16 protein-coding genes are annotated in these 16,381 nt (G+C 48.9%); 15 read left to right on the top strand and 1 reads right to left on the bottom strand.

The window, feature by feature from the left end; all coding sequences use genetic code 11:
* Positions 1-15: 15 nt before the first annotated feature.
* Positions 16-927, bottom strand: a complete 912-nt coding sequence (locus HMPREF3093_RS00510) for a DMT family transporter (protein ID WP_070755104.1) — start codon at positions 925-927, stop codon at positions 16-18.
* 166 nt (positions 928-1,093) lie between these two features.
* On the opposite strand from HMPREF3093_RS00510, the gene zapA reads away from it, so the two are divergent.
* The 15 genes from zapA to HMPREF3093_RS00435 all read left to right on the top strand — a co-directional run bounded on the left by zapA (position 1,094) and on the right by HMPREF3093_RS00435 (position 16,373).
* Positions 1,094-1,432, top strand: coding sequence for a cell division protein ZapA (zapA, locus tag HMPREF3093_RS00505; RefSeq protein WP_023391919.1), 339 nt, complete (start codon positions 1,094-1,096; stop codon positions 1,430-1,432).
* Between the two features lie 30 nt (positions 1,433-1,462).
* Entirely contained in the window at positions 1,463-2,026 is a 564-nt protein-coding gene (locus HMPREF3093_RS00500; protein ID WP_070755103.1) for a CvpA family protein, read from the top strand.
* Between the two features lie 20 nt (positions 2,027-2,046).
* Positions 2,047-4,401, top strand: coding sequence for an endonuclease MutS2 (locus HMPREF3093_RS00495; protein ID WP_070755102.1), 2,355 nt, complete (start codon positions 2,047-2,049; stop codon positions 4,399-4,401).
* 74 nt (positions 4,402-4,475) lie between these two features.
* Positions 4,476-4,787, top strand: a complete 312-nt coding sequence (trxA, locus tag HMPREF3093_RS00490) for a thioredoxin (RefSeq protein ID WP_023391922.1) — start codon at positions 4,476-4,478, stop codon at positions 4,785-4,787.
* Positions 4,788-5,183: 396 nt separating this feature from the next.
* Positions 5,184-5,903 (top strand): F0F1 ATP synthase subunit A, encoded by a 720-nt coding sequence (gene atpB, locus HMPREF3093_RS00485; protein ID WP_070755101.1) that lies wholly within the window; start codon positions 5,184-5,186, stop codon positions 5,901-5,903.
* Between the two features lie 34 nt (positions 5,904-5,937).
* On the top strand, positions 5,938-6,153 hold the full coding sequence (gene atpE, locus HMPREF3093_RS00480; RefSeq protein ID WP_023391924.1) for a F0F1 ATP synthase subunit C: 216 nt from the start codon (positions 5,938-5,940) through the stop codon (positions 6,151-6,153).
* Positions 6,154-6,192: 39 nt separating this feature from the next.
* A complete protein-coding gene (gene atpF / locus HMPREF3093_RS00475; protein ID WP_070755100.1) occupies positions 6,193-6,705 on the top strand; it encodes a F0F1 ATP synthase subunit B in 513 nt (170 codons plus the stop codon).
* The gene (locus tag HMPREF3093_RS00470) at positions 6,702-7,259 is read left to right on the top strand and encodes a F0F1 ATP synthase subunit delta (protein ID WP_070755099.1); all 558 of its coding nucleotides are present in this window, start codon (positions 6,702-6,704) and stop codon (positions 7,257-7,259) included. The genes atpF and HMPREF3093_RS00470 overlap by 4 nt, the downstream gene beginning before the upstream one ends.
* Positions 7,260-8,780, top strand: a complete 1,521-nt coding sequence (gene atpA, locus HMPREF3093_RS00465; protein ID WP_023391927.1) for a F0F1 ATP synthase subunit alpha — start codon at positions 7,260-7,262, stop codon at positions 8,778-8,780. It begins immediately after the preceding gene.
* A 22-nt stretch (positions 8,781-8,802) separates the two neighbouring features.
* Positions 8,803-9,744, top strand: coding sequence for an ATP synthase F1 subunit gamma (atpG, locus tag HMPREF3093_RS00460; RefSeq protein ID WP_023391928.1), 942 nt, complete (start codon positions 8,803-8,805; stop codon positions 9,742-9,744).
* A 3-nt stretch (positions 9,745-9,747) separates the two neighbouring features.
* Positions 9,748-11,205 (top strand): F0F1 ATP synthase subunit beta, encoded by a 1,458-nt coding sequence (gene atpD / locus HMPREF3093_RS00455; protein ID WP_070755098.1) that lies wholly within the window; start codon positions 9,748-9,750, stop codon positions 11,203-11,205.
* A 13-nt stretch (positions 11,206-11,218) separates the two neighbouring features.
* Complete coding sequence (atpC, locus tag HMPREF3093_RS00450; protein ID WP_070755097.1) at positions 11,219-11,665, top strand: ATP synthase F1 subunit epsilon; 447 nt, start codon at positions 11,219-11,221, stop codon at positions 11,663-11,665.
* Positions 11,666-11,793: 128 nt separating this feature from the next.
* On the top strand, positions 11,794-12,471 hold the full coding sequence (locus tag HMPREF3093_RS00445; RefSeq protein WP_083316214.1) for an MgtC/SapB family protein: 678 nt from the start codon (positions 11,794-11,796) through the stop codon (positions 12,469-12,471).
* A 339-nt stretch (positions 12,472-12,810) separates the two neighbouring features.
* Positions 12,811-15,453 (top strand): valine--tRNA ligase, encoded by a 2,643-nt coding sequence (locus HMPREF3093_RS00440; RefSeq protein WP_070755095.1) that lies wholly within the window; start codon positions 12,811-12,813, stop codon positions 15,451-15,453.
* Positions 15,454-15,539: 86 nt separating this feature from the next.
* Positions 15,540-16,373, top strand: a complete 834-nt coding sequence (locus HMPREF3093_RS00435; RefSeq protein WP_070755094.1) for a bifunctional folylpolyglutamate synthase/dihydrofolate synthase — start codon at positions 15,540-15,542, stop codon at positions 16,371-16,373.
* Positions 16,374-16,381: the final 8 nt, after the last annotated feature.

The following is a 16,381-nucleotide window of genomic DNA, read 5'->3' as shown; positions in this document are numbered from 1 at the left end:
GGTCGCTTTTATCTATTAGTTATTAACCGGATGGGGCGCCGCCTTGGGATGCAGGGAAACCCAGACAACGGCCGCGATAATTAGGACCATGCCCAATAAATCAATCAAGTAGAAGTGCTCGCTCATCAATAAGAAGGCGAAGAAGACGGCTGAAATGGGCTCTGAAGCCCCTAGGAGAGAGGCTTCCATAGGCCCCACCAAGGCTACCCCCTTAAGGAAGAGGGTGTAGGCCAAGAGGGTGCCGACCACTACTAAGCCTGCCATGGCAAGAATTGTCAGAGGCTGCCAGTCAATTGGGTAGGTCCAGGTCTGGTTAACCAGGAAGAGGCTAGCACCGCCTAGTAGTAAGCCCAAGCCGGTCACCAGAGTGGCATTATGACGCTGTAAGAGGTCAGCTGGCAAGACCGTGTAGAGGGCGTAGCCGACAGCAGCCACTAAGCCCCAACTTAGGCCAGCCGGTGTTAGGCTCAGGCTGGTGATGTCGCCATGAGTAGCAATCAGGGCCGTCCCCAGAATGGCCAAAGCAATAGCAGCCAGCAGTTGGCCAGTTGGAGCCTGGCGGGTCTTGAGGCTGACATAGGCAATGACCAGAATAGGGCTAGTATATTGAAGGACAGTGGCTGTCCCGGCATTGGAGGCACCAATGGCTTCCAGATAGGTCAGCTGACAGAGGACAATGCCAAAGATAGCGAAGATGACTAGCTGGACTAGGCTGCGCTTATCTTGGCTTAGCGCTTTGAGTTGGGGCCGCTGACAGGCCAAGAGATAGGTCGTCATAATGAGACCTGCTAGTAACATTCGGATTGAGACGACAATCCGAGCTGGAATTTGGGCTGTCTGAATCAAGTACTGACCGCAGACTCCCGATAGGCCCCAAGAGGCTGCCCCCAAAATCGTATAAAGTCGTCCTTTCCATAATGCCGTCATGGTCTCTTCCTCCTTGTTTTCAACGCTTATCAGTATACATAATTTCTCAGTCCTTGTCATGACCCTTTTGCCCAGTGAGAGAGACTTATTGGCAGAATTGCTTTTAGTTTCTTTTGTACTTATTTTTTGATACACTAAGGTTAATCAACCTAAGGAGTGACTGTTCATGGAAAATAAACGACGTTTCCGCGCCGTAATTGAAGGTACCGAATATACGATTGTGGGAAATCGCTCAGCGACTCACCTCAATCAGGTGGTAGAATTAGTTAACAGCCAATTGGCACAGTTAGCTGAGTTAGCCCCTGACATGTCGGCACGCGATCGGGCCATCCTCATGTCGGTCAATGCCTTATCTGATCAACTAGTTAAGGAACAGCGTATTGCGGAATTGGAAGCTCAGCTCCAAAGCCTGCAAGCCAAGGGCAGCGCTCAAGCTCAGGCTCCTAAATCGCCAGTAGCCGAGCCTAAGAAGGCCAGCCCTCAGGTTCCCTTTACCAGAAAGTAATACAGAATGTAATTAAGGAGGAATTCCTTCATGTTAACCTTACTCATGCTTTTGATTCTCTTGTATGCCTTCTACCGCGGTTATCGCCGTGGCCTAGTCATGCAAGTGGTACGTCTGATTGGGTTTGTCATTGCTATGACCATCGCCAATCGCCACTATCAACCATTGGCACGTTTTATCTCTAACTTTATTCCTTTCCCATCGGTTCAACAGAATACCCAGATGACCTTCTATGACCAAGCCACTAGCTTCGTCATCGACCAGGCCTTCTATCGGGTCGTGGCCTATATTGCCATTGTGGTGGTAGGTTGGTTAGTGACCGAGTTTATTAGTCTCTTCTTCCGTAAGCTAGCCTTCTATGAAGTTTTCAAATGGGCTAACCACATCGGGGGCGGGCTGATTAGTGTCCTCATCGCCTATATCTGGATTTTCTTCTCGCTCTTTACCTTATCCTTGGTACCGCTAGAAGGCATTCAACAACAATTTGTTAATAACCCGATTGCTTATCGGGTCGTGTCTCAGACACCTGTCTTATCTGATATGGCCAACCGCCTCTGGCTCCAGGCCAATCCAAATAATCACAACAACCGTTAACATAAAAGGAGGAATTCAAGGTGACTGATCAGAAGATTTTTAGCACCTTGGAATTCGGTAAAATCAAACAAGCCGTGCAACACTATCTCCAGACCGAGTCGGCTGAGCGCCTGGTTCAAGCCATGGCGCCTAGCGACCAGCTGGATATCATTCAAACATGGCAGTCAGAAACCGAGCAAGCGCTCGGTATTTTGATGCAAGGAAAAGTATTACCGATTCCACGCCTAGTCAATATCGATATGGCGCTTAAACGCTTGGAATTAGGCGCCAGCCTTAATGGCCAGGAACTGGCCGGTATTGCCAAGCTCCTATCGACCATCCACCAACTCATGAAGTTCTTCGATCAGTTGGCAGCCGAAGAGAAGACCTATCCAGCCCTTACGGCCTGGGTCTACCAAGTGGTGACCTTGCCAGAAATTGAAGCAGAACTGGCCCAAGCCATTGACGAAGATGGCTCGGTCCTCTCATCGGCTTCGGTTCTCTTGGCCAGCATCCGTCGCCAACAAGGCCAGATGGAGCAGCAAATCCGCCTGCAACTCAACCAACTGCTTAAGTCCAAGGCCAGCCAATTGTCTGATGCTTTGGTCACTATGCGGAATGACCGTTATGTTTTGCCGGTCAAGGCCGAGTACAAGCATCAATTTGGCGGGACAGTCCACGACCAGTCTTCAACGGGCCAGACACTCTATATTGAGCCCCAGTCTGTCATGGAGCTTAACAACAAGCGAGCTGAATTGCAACGAGCCGAACGCCAAGAAATTGAACGGATTTTAATGGCTCTGTCTGAGGCCCTCATGCCTTATCAAGAAGAACTCAAGCGCAACGAGTGGGTTGTGGCTCACCTGGACTATATCCAAGCCCGTGCCCACTATGCCAAGTCCCTAGAGGCCACTCGACCAAAATTCTCCGATCAGCAAATCGTGGCCATTTACCAAGCCCGTCATCCCCTGATTGCAGCAGATAAGATTGTGCCCAACGACATTATTTTGGGTGAGCACTATCAAGCCCTGATTATTACCGGACCTAACACAGGTGGGAAGACCATTTTGCTTAAGACGCTGGGTCTCTTACAGTTGATGGGCCAGTCGGGTCTCCATATCCCGGCTGAGGAGGGGAGCCGCCTGGGCATTTTCGATGCCGTCTATGCCGATATCGGGGATGAGCAGTCCATTGAACAGAACCTGTCCACCTTTAGTTCCCACATGACCAATATTGTCAGCATCTTGAATCAGGTGACCGACCGGTCCTTGGTCCTCTTTGACGAGTTAGGTTCCGGGACGGACCCTCAAGAAGGGGCCCTCCTGGCCATGGCCATCCTCAACCATTTGCGTAAAATCGGAACCCTAGTCATGGCAACCACCCACTATCCTGAGCTCAAGCTCTATGCCCATGAGACAGCCAATACCCTCAATGCCAGTATGGAATTCGATGCCCAGACCCTGTCGCCAACCTATCGTCTCTTGCTAGGGGTGCCGGGCCGGTCCAACGCCTTTGATATTTCAGGGCGTTTGGGTTTAGATCCAAGTATTTTGGAAGAAGCCCGTCAAGGGATTAAGGAAGACAGTCAGGCCCTCAACGACATGGTGGCTAAGCTGGAAGAAGAGCGGCGTCAGGCTGAGTTGGACCATGAAGCAGCCCAAGACTTGCTGGAACATGCCCAACAGCTACATGCCGATTTGCGACATGAATACAATCGCTGGCTAGAAGCCAAGGAACGCCTCCAAGACAAGGCCAAGCAAGAAGCCAATGCCAAGGTGGCCCAGGCTCAGGCCCAAGCCGAAGCCTTGATTCAAGAGATTCGTGACTTGCAGTTAGAACAAGGCCAGAATCAGACCATCAAGGAGCATGTCTTGATTGAGAAACGAGCTGGCTTCGAGCAACTCAAGCAACCCGAAAATCTCAAGAAGAATAAAGTCCTTAAGAAGGCCAAGAACAACCGTCAACTTAAAGTAGGGGACGATGTGGAGGTCTTAAGCTATGGCCAACGCGGGACTATTATTGAAGTCAAGGGCAAGGAATATATTGTCCAAATGGGGATTCTTAAGATGAAGTTTGAGCAGGAAGAACTAGAACCGCTCAATCAAGTGGAGACCAAGACCAAGGTCAATGTCCACCGCCAAGCAGGACCTAAGGTGCAAACTAGCTTGGACCTGCGAGGCGAACGCTATGAGCAAGCCCTCTATCGTCTGCGCCAATACCTGGATGCGGCGCTACTGTCTAACCATCCTATGGTCACCATTATTCATGGTAAGGGAACCGGGGCGCTGAGACAGGGGGTCAAGGAAGTCCTAGCCAAACACCCTCAGGTTGACCGCTTCGAATATTCGCCAGCCAATGCAGGTGGTAATGGTTCAACCATCGTATATTTCAAGTAGTGAGCAAAAAAATAGGCGTCCTCACAGTCCAGTGATACAATAGGAGTATCACAAGCAAAAGGGGAGTCTGTATTATGGCAAAACATTTAACAGATGCTGAATTTTTAACTTCAACTGCAGAAGGCGTAACCGTTGTTGACTTTTGGGCACCATGGTGTGGGCCTTGTCGTATGCAAGGGCCAGTTATCGATGCGCTCAGCGAAAAATATGACGGTCAAGTAGAATTCTTCAAGATGAACGTAGATGAAGAACAAAAAGTAGCCCAAGAGTTTGGCATTATGTCTATTCCAACACTCTTGGTTAAGAAAGATGGTCAGCCCGTTGAAAAACTCATCGGCTACCATGACCAAGCTAAGTTAGAAGCCATTCTAGCACAATACTTATAGGTCGATTAGCACTTGAGCTAGGCGGCTTAGAAGCCAAGAGGGCGACTCCCTGGTGAGTTCGCCTTTTTTGCTTGCTACTTAGGCTAGTAGCAGCCTCTATCTATAAGAAAAAACTATAGATAAGAGTCCCTGGGAGCAAATGTATTTTTAGTGTCTTTTTATGGGGCTTAGGGTCCTTATATCAAGCATTGAGACACCTAGTATCGAAATGTTAAACAAACAAATATTTTATAAAAAAATCAAAGACTAAAATTCGTTCTTTGGAAGCGGTCACTTGAATTGTCAAGCAGATTTGAAAGTGATATAGTAGAGTAATAATGTGTGCTTTTCTATGGAATTGTAGTCAATCTCTTACGAACGCACAAAAAATACAATGGAGGAAAGAAGGGAAGACGTGTGGAAGAATCACGCATATTTGAACTCTTTGGCTTAGCCTTCAGTTGGAATACAGTGCTGGCGACCATTGCGACAGTGCTCCTGATATGGGGCTTGTGCGTTTGGTGTACGCGTAAACTGTCGGTTGACCAACCGGGTAAACCGCAATTGTTCCTAGAAACCATCATCGACTTTGTCCGCGGTATCGTGGGTGGGGCCATTACGGATCCCAATGCCCAAATGTACCAGCTACTTGGGCTGACATTGTTATTGTTTGTTTTCGTGGCTAACATGTTAGGCTTACCATTCATGCTTAACTATGGCGAACATTCCTATTGGCGTAGCCCGACGGCTGACCCAATTGTCTGCTTGTCCATGGCAGCCTTAATGATTCTGCTCTCCCACTATATTGGGGTTGAGAAACAAGGTTTCAAGGGTTATCTGATTAACGGCTATACCAAGCCAATGAAGGCCATGATTCCGTTGAAAATCATTGAAGAGTTCACCAACACGATTACCCTGGCCTTACGGCTCTACGGGAACATCTTCGCGGGTGAAGTCCTACTGGGCTTGATTGCTAACTTGGCAACCTCTGCCGGTCTAGTCACTTGGCCTGTTGGGATTCTGATCCAAATTATTTGGCAAGGATTCTCACTCTTTGTAGGTTCCATTCAAGCCTACATCTTCGTCACCTTAACCATGGTTTACATGTCCCATAAGGTTGAGACGGAACACGAATAAACTGACTATATTTATTGATTAAAGGAGATATATTATGGATTACGCAATCGCTGCTGCAATCGCTGTTGCCTTCGCTGCATTAGGGGCATCAATCGGGAACGGGATGGTTATTTCTAAGACCATCGAATCAATCGCTCGCCAACCAGAATTGGAAGGTAAATTACGGATGACCATGTTCTTGGGTGTCGGTCTGATTGAAGCCGTGCCAATCATTGCGGTCGTTATCGCATTACTTTTCGCCTTCAAATAAGCCAGCTGACACTTGAAGGTCAAATTCGGGAGGCTATATATGAACACGCTGTTATTAAATACAAGTATCAATACCTCGTTGGGCCATACCATTGTTACCTTGGTGGCCTTCGTGATTTTGCTTCTCATCGTGAAACACTTTGCCTGGGGCCCGCTGACTAAGATTTTGTCAGAGCGCAAACAGGTCATTGACCACGACATTCAGACAGCTGCTTCTGAAAAGGCAGCTGCCCAAGACGCCAACCGTGACGCGCAATTAGCTTTGCGTGACGCACGGGCGGAAGCAACTCAAATTATCTTGCAAGCTAAGAAACAAAGCCTGCAAGTTCAAGACACCATGCTCAAGGAAGCCAAAGAAGAGGTTATCCGCATGAAGGAGACCGCTCAGAAGGATATTGCCTTGGAACGTCGCCGTATGTTAAGTGACTTACGGGCAGAATTGACTGACATCTCCATTGAGATTGCTGAGAAGATTATCCAACGGGAAATCAAACCAGAAGACTATCACCGTTTAGTGGACGACTTTATTGAAGGAATGGATGATATATCATGACAGAAGAAGTAAAGCAAGCCTCTGTCTCTCTCAAGCGTCCTCAAATTGCTGATATGGAAGAGGCTAAGAAGAAGCGGGAGAAAACCTTCGAAGATAAATTGTTGCGCAAGATGCAACAAGAATACCTGGAAACCTATCATGGTGAGGTCGCCCAGGCTGCGGCTAGTAATCAAGCAGGGGAGTCGTCTGATACGGATCAGGTTCGGGACGAGAACCGGACCCAGTATGAGGACCGTCTCTTAGACAAGCTCATGGCGCAAATTTCAAGTGGTTATGAAAACCATGATGAACGTCGCCGCCAAGTCCGTTCTGAGACCTTGATGATTACCAGTGCCGTGCCTTTGACTGAAGATGAGAAGGAAAAGATGACCCGTAAATTCATGGAAATTACTAAGAAACCTCTGCGTCGCATTACGACAGTGGTCGACCCTAGCTTGATTACTGGGGTGCGTCTACAGTCAGAGACCTTCTACTATGAAGTGACAGGGCAGAAGAAATTAAGAGAAATACGTGCCTTCTTAGAAAAAGGCTGGTTACAAGGAGATGAATCGTAGATGACAGAGCGTTTAGAAGATCGTTTACGTCAACAAATCCGCCGCTTTAGATCGCAAGACAATTTAGAAGAAATCGGGACGGTCACCTTTATCGGTGACGGGATTGCCCGTGTTATTGGGCTAGAGAATGTCATGTCAGGTGAGATGGTCGAGTTCGCCAATGGCTCTATCGGCATGGTGCAAAACCTAGAATCCAATGATGTTGGGATTATCATTTTCGGTAAGTACGAGAATATCCACGAGGGTGACTTAGTCCGCCGTCTGGGTAAAATCATGGAAGTCCCAGTAGGTCCTGGCTTATTGGGGCGTGTTGTGGACCCGCTGGGTCGTCCATTGGATGGCTTAGGTCGGATTGACAGCAACCGGACCCGTCCAGTTGAGACACCTGCGCCTGGTATCATGGACCGCCAGAGTGTGAATGAACCAATGCAAACAGGGATTAAGGCAGTTGACGCCTTAGTACCAATTGGTCGTGGTCAACGGGAACTGATTATCGGGGACCGTAAGACAGGGAAGACTTCCTTAGCGGTTGATGCCATTATCAACCAAAAGGGGAAGGATGTTATCTGTATCTACGTGGCCATTGGTCAGAAGGAATCCACCGTTAAGAACCTGGTCAACACCTTAGAACAATATGGGGCCATGGACTATACTGTCGTCGTGACAGCTTCTGCCTCACAACCTGCGCCTTTACTTTACCTAGCGCCTTATTCAGGGACCGCCATCGGGGAAGAATTCATGTATAATGGTCAGCACGTCTTGGTGGTCTACGATGACCTATCAAAGCAGGCTGCGGCCTATCGTGAAATGTCCCTCCTGCTCAAGCGCCCACCAGGTCGTGAAGCTTATCCAGGGGACGTCTTCTACTTGCATTCACGCCTCTTAGAGCGTAGTGCCAAACTCAGTGACGCCTTAGGTGGTGGGTCCTTGACCTCACTGCCAATCGTGGAAACCCAGGCTGGTGACATCTCCGCCTACATTCCAACCAATGTCATTTCCATTACCGACGGTCAAATCTTCTTGGAAAGTGATCTCTTCTTCTCGGGCATTCGACCAGCCATCAACGCCGGTCTGTCAGTTTCCCGGGTAGGGGGGGCAGCCCAACTTAAGCCTATGAAACAGGTCTCTGGGACCTTGCGGATTGACTTGGCTAGCTACCGTGAATTAGAAGCCTTCACTCAGTTCGGTTCAGACCTAGATGCGGCGACGCAACACAAGCTCAACCGTGGGAAACGGACCGTAGCGGTGCTCAAGCAGAAGCTGCACAAGACCTTACCAGTTGAAGAACAAGTGGTCATCCTCTATGCCTTGATTCATGGTTATATGGATTCTGTACCACTGGAAATGATTGAAGACTATCAAGACCAACTCATGACCTTCTTCCGGGATAATTACGATGTCATCTTGCATGAGATTGTGACCAAGAAGGTTCTACCAGATCAACAACTCATGGATAGCATCTTGGCTGAATTCGGCCAACGCTTCCAACCACTGAGTGCGCGGCCTTTGGTCGCTGACTAAGCCTGAGGAGGGGCGGACATAAATGGCTTTAAATGAAATTAAAAAGCGGATTGAGTCCACTAAAAAGACTGCCCAAATCACCAATGCCATGCGGATGGTGTCGGCTGCCAAGTATAATAAGATGGCCCAAGACGCCAAGGATTACTTCCTCTATGCCGAGAAAGTACGCAAGATGGTCTCCCATGTGGCCAAGTCGCAGTTGGAGCTCTTAGACGATGGGGTGCCTATTCGTCAAGACGGGCTCAACTATATCGACTTTCACGATATGCTCTTAGAGCGTCCCGTTAAGAAGACCGGCTATCTGATTATTTCCTCAGACCGCGGTTTGGCGGGGAGCTACAACTCCTCCATAATCAAGGCGGTCCAACAGATGTTTGAAGAAGACCATGCCGACAAGAGTGAGATTGTTGTCTTGGCCATTGGCGAGCCTATCGCCAAGTTTTGTCGGGAGAACGGCTACTATGTAGCCAAGGAAATGCATGACATTTCGGACCGACCAACCTTCGGTGAGGTGCAAGCCATCGTCAAGCGGGCGGTCAAGCTCTTCAAGGAGCAGGCCTTCGATGCCCTCTATGTCTGCTACAATCACCATATTAACGCTGTTAGTTCCCAATTCCGGGCTGACCAAGTCTTGCCTTTGACTGATTTAGATGTCTTAGATGAGGACGAGGATGATATGGCCAATGTTGACTATCTAGTAGAGCCCTCTCAAGGGGCCTTGCTGGACGTGCTCCTGCCACAGTTTGCGGAGAGTCAGATTTACGGGGCCATTGTCGATGCCAAGACGGCTGAACACGGCAGTCGTATGAACGCCATGCGCAGTGCGACGGACGCAGCCAATGAGATGATTGACGCCTTGAAACAACAATTTAACCAAGAACGTCAATTACGAGTAACCAATGAAATTTTAGAGATTATCAATGGGGCTAATGCCCTCAATGATAATAAGAAGAAGGAGGATTAGACCATGCGGATTGGACGAATTGAGCAAGTCATCGGCCCAGTTGTCGATGTGGCTTTTCCGGTTGAAAATGGGGTGCCTGATATCCACCATGCCTTGGTGGTCACCCGTCAACCCGTCAGTGAAGCAATGGACTTGTCAGATGTAGACCTGTCCCAATCCATTACCCTGGAAGTCGCTTTGGACTTAGGGGATGGGGTGGTGCGGACCATCGCCATGGAATCTACCGACGGGCTCCAGCGTGGGCTAGCCGTACTGGATACAGACCGCTTGATTGAAGTGCCGGTAGGGGAAGTAACCCTAGGCCGGGTCTTCAACGTCTTAGGCCAACCAATTGATGATATGGGTCGCCTTGATGGTGACCATGAGGTGCGAGGGATTCACCGTCCAGCACCAACTTTTGAAGAATTAAGTTCTAGTTATACCATTCTTGAGACCGGGATTAAGGTCATCGACCTCTTAGCTCCTTATATCAAAGGGGGTAAGATTGGTCTCTTCGGTGGTGCCGGGGTAGGGAAGACGGTCCTCATTCAAGAATTAATTCATAACATTGCCGAACAATTAGGGGGGATTTCGGTCTTCACTGGGGTCGGCGAACGGACGCGTGAAGGGAACGACTTAGTTTTCGAAATGCGTGAATCCGGGGTTAACAAGAAGACCGCCATGGTCTTCGGCCAAATGAACGAGCCACCTGGTGCCCGAATGCGGGTTGTCTTAACTGGTTTAACCATGGCCGAGTACTTCCGTGATGAGCTCAAACAAGACGTGCTGCTCTTCATTGACAACATCTTCCGTTTCACCCAAGCGGGTTCAGAAGTCTCTGCCTTACTAGGTCGTATGCCTTCTGCCGTGGGTTATCAACCAACCTTGGCTTCTGAAATGGGGGCCATGCAAGAACGGATTACCTCAACTAAGAATGGGTCCATTACCTCCATCCAGGCTGTCTATGTGCCTGCCGATGACTATACTGACCCGGCGCCGGCCACAACTTTTGCCCACTTGGATGCAACTACCAACTTGGAACGTCGCTTGACCGAGCAAGGGATCTACCCAGCGGTGGATCCACTGGCTTCCACTTCAAGTGCCTTAGCAGAAGAAATTGTCGGCCAACGCCACTATAGCATTGCGCTTAAGGTACAGAAGATTCTACAACGCTACCGTGAATTGCAAGATATTATTGCTATTCTGGGGATTGAAGAATTATCCGACGAAGAGAAAATCGTGGTCAAACGTGCTCGTCGTCTCCAATTCTTCCTATCACAAAACTTCCACGTAGCCGAAGCCTTTACCGGGATTCCTGGTTCCTTCGTGCCAATTGAAGAAACCCTTCATGGCTTTGAAGGGATTGTGGACGGTAAGTACGATGCCTTACCTGAAGAAGCCTTCCGTAATGTGGGGCCAATTAGCCAAGCCATTGAGAAGGCACGTAAGATGGGCGTTGACTTACCAGCAGGCTTAGATTAAGAAGGTGACCACTATGGCCAATTCAAAGGACCAGCATACCATGCGGGTACGCATTTACTCGCCTCAAGGGGTCATCTATGATCACCAAGCCCTGTCCTGCAGTGTTCGGGCAGTAGATGGTGGCCTCACCGTTCTACCTAACCATACGCCAATTTTGGCACCGCTAGAGCTTAGCGTTGTCAAGGTGGTCCGGGTACATGAAGGCCTGACTGATGACTTTATCGCTATTAATGGTGGCGTCTTGGAAATGCGTAACAATGAGGTGGAGATTATCTCTAACTACGCTATCCGAGGACGAGACATCGATGAAGCTCAAGTAAGTGTGGAACAACAAGAAGCCGAGATTAATATGCAAGAAGCCATTGCCAACAAGGATAACAAGGCCTTTATTAAGGCTAAGATTGAATTGGATCGGGCAGTGAACAAGATTACAGCCTTCCGCCGCAAGCGGGGCTTATAGGAAAAGAGGGCTGGGTGACCAGTCCTTTTTCTATGGGCAGTTTATAGCACTCCAGTGGCATTTAACTCGCATTTTTGGGCCTGATGGGCTATAATGAACTGTTACCTAAAGTGAGAAAGGAAGAGCTCATGTCAGCTTATGTTATTTTAGTTAGACTCTGTCTGGCCATTCTCTTCGCTGGGGTCATCGGCTATGACCGCCAACGTAAGAACCGGCCGGCTGGTCTGCGTACCCATATTTTAGTTTGTATCGGGGCCACTGCCATTTCCATGATTCAATCGGCTGTCTTCTATCAAAAAATGCACGGTTTCCCAGAAATTGAAGTGGACCAAGTGCGTTTGCTGGCACCTATTGTCAGCGGGATTGGTTTCTTAGGTGCCGGGACCATTGTGGTCACCAAGCAAAGGGTAGCCGGCTTGACTACGGCTGCTTCCCTCTGGACGACAGCGGCGCTGGGGATAGCGCTAGGTATGGGCTACTATGAAATTGCTGGTTTGACCTTCTTAGGGGTTATTTTCTCCCTAACGGTCATTCGCTTTATTGTCCGTATCCCGGATGTTAAGCGTCTCGAAATCCATTATGTCCATCGCGTAGCTACCAAGGAATTCTTTGCCGATTTCTTCAAGACTCATCACATTGAGCTAACCGATGTTCAATTCGATGTGACCAATGTAGACGGCAAGAAGATTTACCGCAATACCTTTACCATTCATTTGCCTAAGGACCTTACCCACGTCCAATTAATCGAAGAATTATCCACCAATCCGGATATTATGAAAGTTCGCCTTGTCTCGATTAATGAATAGCTTGTCATGACCCAACTTTTCTGCTACACTTAGTGTATTCACATAAGAGACGATGAAGAGAAGGGGTTCAACCGCCTAATCCAGAGAGGAAGCCTCAGGCTGAAAGCTTCCACAGGATGAACCAAGTAGCTCAGAGTATCAGGTGCCAACGACAGCCCGCTGTCCAGTAGTCCCTGACGGAGGAGACACTCCGATAGCAACAGACGAGTGATAAAACTTAGGTGGTACCGCGACTTAGCTCGCCCTAGGCAGCCTTGTGCTGACTAGGGCGATTTTTATTTTGCCCCTGAGACTTCATCAATCAAAGTAAACCTATCATCAACCATCAGGAGGATTCTTATGACCAAAGAACTATCAACCAAGTATAATCCCCAGGCCATTGAAGCCGGGAAATACGAAGAGTGGTTAGAACGTGGCGTCTTTAAGCCATCGGAAGACCCAGAAGCAGAGCCATATTCCATTGTCATTCCACCACCAAACGTAACCGGTAAACTCCACCTGGGCCATGCCTGGGACGTTACCTTGCAAGATATGATTATCCGTCAGAAACGGATGCAAGGCTTTGACACTCTCTGGTTGCCTGGTATGGACCATGCCGGCATTGCCACCCAAGCCAAGGTCGAAGAAAAATTACGTGGCCAAGGCCTGTCTCGTTATGACCTAGGCCGGGAGAAATTCCTGGAACAAACCTGGGCTTGGAAGGAAGAATACGCTGGCCACATTCGCCAACAATGGGCTAAGATGGGGATTTCTGTCGACTACAGCCGCGAACGCTTTACTCTGGATGATGGCTTGTCAGAAGCTGTTAAGAAGGTTTTCGTAACCCTCTATGAGAAGGACTTGCTCTATCGTGGCGAATACATCATTAACTGGGACCCAGCAGCTAAGACTTCCTTATCTGATATCGAAGTCATCCATAAGGATGTAGAGGGTGCCTTCTACCACATGAAGTATCCTTTGGCAGACGGTTCTGGTTACTTAGAAGTGGCGACTACCCGTCCTGAAACCCTCTTAGGGGATACAGCCGTAGCAGTCCATCCAGATGATGAACGTTATCAAGCCTTGATTGGCAAGAAGGTTATCTTGCCATTAGTTAACCGCGAAATTCCAGTGATTGCTGATGAATATGTTGAGCAAGACTTTGGGACTGGGGTAGTTAAAATTACGCCAGCTCACGACCCTAACGACTTTGAAGTGGGGAACCGTCATGACTTGCCACGTATCAATGTCATGAATGATGATGCCACCATGAACGAATTAGCAGGCAAGTACCAAGGTATGGATCGCTTTGCTGCACGTAAGGCGGTTGTAGCGGACTTAGACGCTGCTGGCCTCTTAATCAAGATTGAACAACACTTACACTCTGTGGGTCACTCTGAACGGACTGGTGTCGTGGTAGAACCTCGTCTGTCGACTCAATGGTTCGTCCGCATGGGGCCTTTGGCTGAGCAAGCCATTGCCGCTCAGAAGGCTCAAGGGGAGAATACCGTTAACTTCTACCCACCGCGCTTTAACGATGCCTACATTCGTTGGATGGAAAACATTCACGACTGGGTAGTATCCCGTCAACTCTGGTGGGGGCACCAAATCCCAGCCTGGTACCACAATGAGACAGGTGAGGTTTATGTGGGCATGGAAGCTCCTGCAGATAGCCAAAACTGGACCCAAGATCCAGACGTCTTAGATACCTGGTTCTCAAGTGCCCTCTGGCCATTCTCAACTATGGGTTGGCCTGATGAAGAATCAGCTGACTTCAAACGCTACTTCCCTAATAACACCTTGGTAACGGGCTATGACATCCTGACCTTCTGGGTCAGCCGCATGATGTTCCAAAGTTTGGAATTCACTGGTCGTCGTCCTTTCCAAAATGTCCTCATCCATGGTTTGATTCGGGATGCGGAAGGTCGCAAGATGTCCAAGTCCCTGGGTAACGGGGTGGATCCAATGGATGTCATCGAGCAGTATGGGGTAGACTCCCTGCGTTGGTTCCTGGCCAATGGTTCAGCACCTGGCCAAGATGTCCGCTTCTCGACTGATAAGATGGATGCAGCTTGGAACTTCATCAACAAGATTTGGAATGCCAGCCGTTATGTGCTCATGAACGTGGGCGACTTGACCTTGGATAACTTGTCCATTGGCCAAGACTTAACCCTAGCAGACCGTTGGATTCTAGCCCGTCTCCAAACAACTATTGCGGATGTGACCCGTCTCTTCGAACGCTTCGAGTTCGGGGAAGCTGGCCGTATTCTCTATAGCTTTATCTGGGATGACTACTGCGACTGGTACATTGAAATGACTAAGGAGCAACTCCAAGACAAGGAAGCCGCTAATACAACCACCAAATCTATTTTGGTCTTTGTCTTAGATCAATTCCTTCGTATGCTCCACCCAATCATGCCATTTGTGACGGAAGAAATCTGGCAACAAATTGGTGGCCAAGACAAGTCCATCGTAGTAGCGGACTACCCACGAGTAAATGAGGTTTATCAAGATAGCCAAGTAGAGGCCCAAATGGCCCAATTAATGGAATTGATTCGTGCCGTGCGGACCATCCGTAACGAGATGAACACGCCATTATCTAAGCCGGTAGATCTCTACATTAAGGTCCAAGATGCAGCAGGCCAAGCCCTCTTAGAGGCTAACCAAGCCTACATCAAGCGCTTCTGTAACCCAGCGCAGCTGCTAATCAGCCAAGCACCCGAGCATCCGGAAGAAGTGGTGACCCAAGTCTTGAGCTTCGCTGAGATTTTAATGCCACTGAAGGGCTTGATTAAGCTAGAAGATGAGTTAGCCCGTCTGGAAGGCGAACAAGCTAAGTTAGAGAAAGAAGTCGCACGTATTGATGGCAAATTGTCTAACGAGAAATTCGTTTCACGCGCGCCAGAACATGTTGTGGCGGAAGAACGCAACAAGCGTCAGGGCTACCTCAGCCAATTAGAGACCGTCAAGGAACGGATTCAACAAGTAAAAGACTTAATGTAAGCAGCAAGATAGCAAGAAGGCTAGGACAGGCGTCCTAGCCTTCGGTCTATGCCTTGTTTTAGTTACTTGATTAAGAGGAGGAAGTCATGGGACAAGAAATGACAAGTATTGAAGCCGCGCATTCCTGGCTCAGTCGCCAGACCAGTCATCAGCTTAGACCAGGATTTGACCGCATGCGCCATGCTTTAAGCCTGTTAGGCCAGCCACAAGCGTCTCTGCCAAGTATTATTCAACTAGCAGGTACCAACGGCAAGGGCTCAACCTTGGCCTACTTACAGGGTTTGTTTATCAGCCAAGGGCTGAGAGTTGGGGCCTTTTCCTCGCCCCATATCCTGGCCTTCAACGAGCGACTCATGGTTAGCGGCCAGCCCATTGAGGATGAGAAACTAGTGGAATTGGTACGTACTATGGTTGAGCTTAATGAAAAATTGATAGCCCAAGATTGGGGTCCGCTCTCTGGCTTTGAACTCTATACCGTCATGATGCTAGTCTATTTCTGTCAGTGTCAACTTGATGTCTGCCTGATAGAAGTAGGAGTAGGGGGGCTCTGGGATTGCACCAATGTGCTGGAGGCTGATATGGCCCTGATTACCACTATTGGCTATGATCACCAGGATCGACTGGGCCATAGTCTGACAGAGATTGCCCAGCAAAAGTTTGGCATTATTAAGCCGGGAACTGGGCTAGTGGGGCTAGGGCGCCTACCCCAAGAAGCCTTGGCAGTCTTACCTGACCTACTGGTTAATCAAAACTTTCAGGGGCAAGTCATGCAATTAGGCCGGGATTACCATGTTACTCCTATGCAAGAAGGCAGAGGCCTAAGTAAACGAAACTGGCAAGTGACTTTGCCATCAGGGCGACACTTTGACCAGGTGACCATTGCCATGTTAGGTCATCACCTTCGGGCAGGGGGCGCCTAGAGTGCTTA

The sequence above is a fragment of the Abiotrophia sp. HMSC24B09 genome (genome assembly GCF_001815865.1).
In the GTDB taxonomy this organism is placed as follows: Bacteria; Bacillota; Bacilli; order Lactobacillales; family Aerococcaceae; genus Abiotrophia.
This window is presented reverse-complemented; position numbering and strand designations above follow the sequence as displayed.

Coding starts and splice junctions, on each gene's coding strand:
- HMPREF3093_RS00510 (WP_070755104.1), bottom strand. CDS start 927: ATGACGGCATTATGGAAAGGACGACTTTATACGATTTTGGGGGCAGCC.
- zapA (WP_023391919.1), top strand. CDS start 1,094: ATGGAAAATAAACGACGTTTCCGCGCCGTAATTGAAGGTACCGAATAT.
- HMPREF3093_RS00500 (WP_070755103.1), top strand. CDS start 1,463: ATGTTAACCTTACTCATGCTTTTGATTCTCTTGTATGCCTTCTACCGC.
- trxA (WP_023391922.1), top strand. CDS start 4,476: ATGGCAAAACATTTAACAGATGCTGAATTTTTAACTTCAACTGCAGAA.
- atpE (WP_023391924.1), top strand. CDS start 5,938: ATGGATTACGCAATCGCTGCTGCAATCGCTGTTGCCTTCGCTGCATTA.
- atpF (WP_070755100.1), top strand. CDS start 6,193: ATGAACACGCTGTTATTAAATACAAGTATCAATACCTCGTTGGGCCAT.
- HMPREF3093_RS00470 (WP_070755099.1), top strand. CDS start 6,702: ATGACAGAAGAAGTAAAGCAAGCCTCTGTCTCTCTCAAGCGTCCTCAA.
- atpA (WP_023391927.1), top strand. CDS start 7,260: ATGACAGAGCGTTTAGAAGATCGTTTACGTCAACAAATCCGCCGCTTT.
- atpG (WP_023391928.1), top strand. CDS start 8,803: ATGGCTTTAAATGAAATTAAAAAGCGGATTGAGTCCACTAAAAAGACT.
- atpD (WP_070755098.1), top strand. CDS start 9,748: ATGCGGATTGGACGAATTGAGCAAGTCATCGGCCCAGTTGTCGATGTG.
- atpC (WP_070755097.1), top strand. CDS start 11,219: ATGGCCAATTCAAAGGACCAGCATACCATGCGGGTACGCATTTACTCG.
- HMPREF3093_RS00445 (WP_083316214.1), top strand. CDS start 11,794: ATGTCAGCTTATGTTATTTTAGTTAGACTCTGTCTGGCCATTCTCTTC.
- HMPREF3093_RS00440 (WP_070755095.1), top strand. CDS start 12,811: ATGACCAAAGAACTATCAACCAAGTATAATCCCCAGGCCATTGAAGCC.
- HMPREF3093_RS00435 (WP_070755094.1), top strand. CDS start 15,540: ATGGGACAAGAAATGACAAGTATTGAAGCCGCGCATTCCTGGCTCAGT.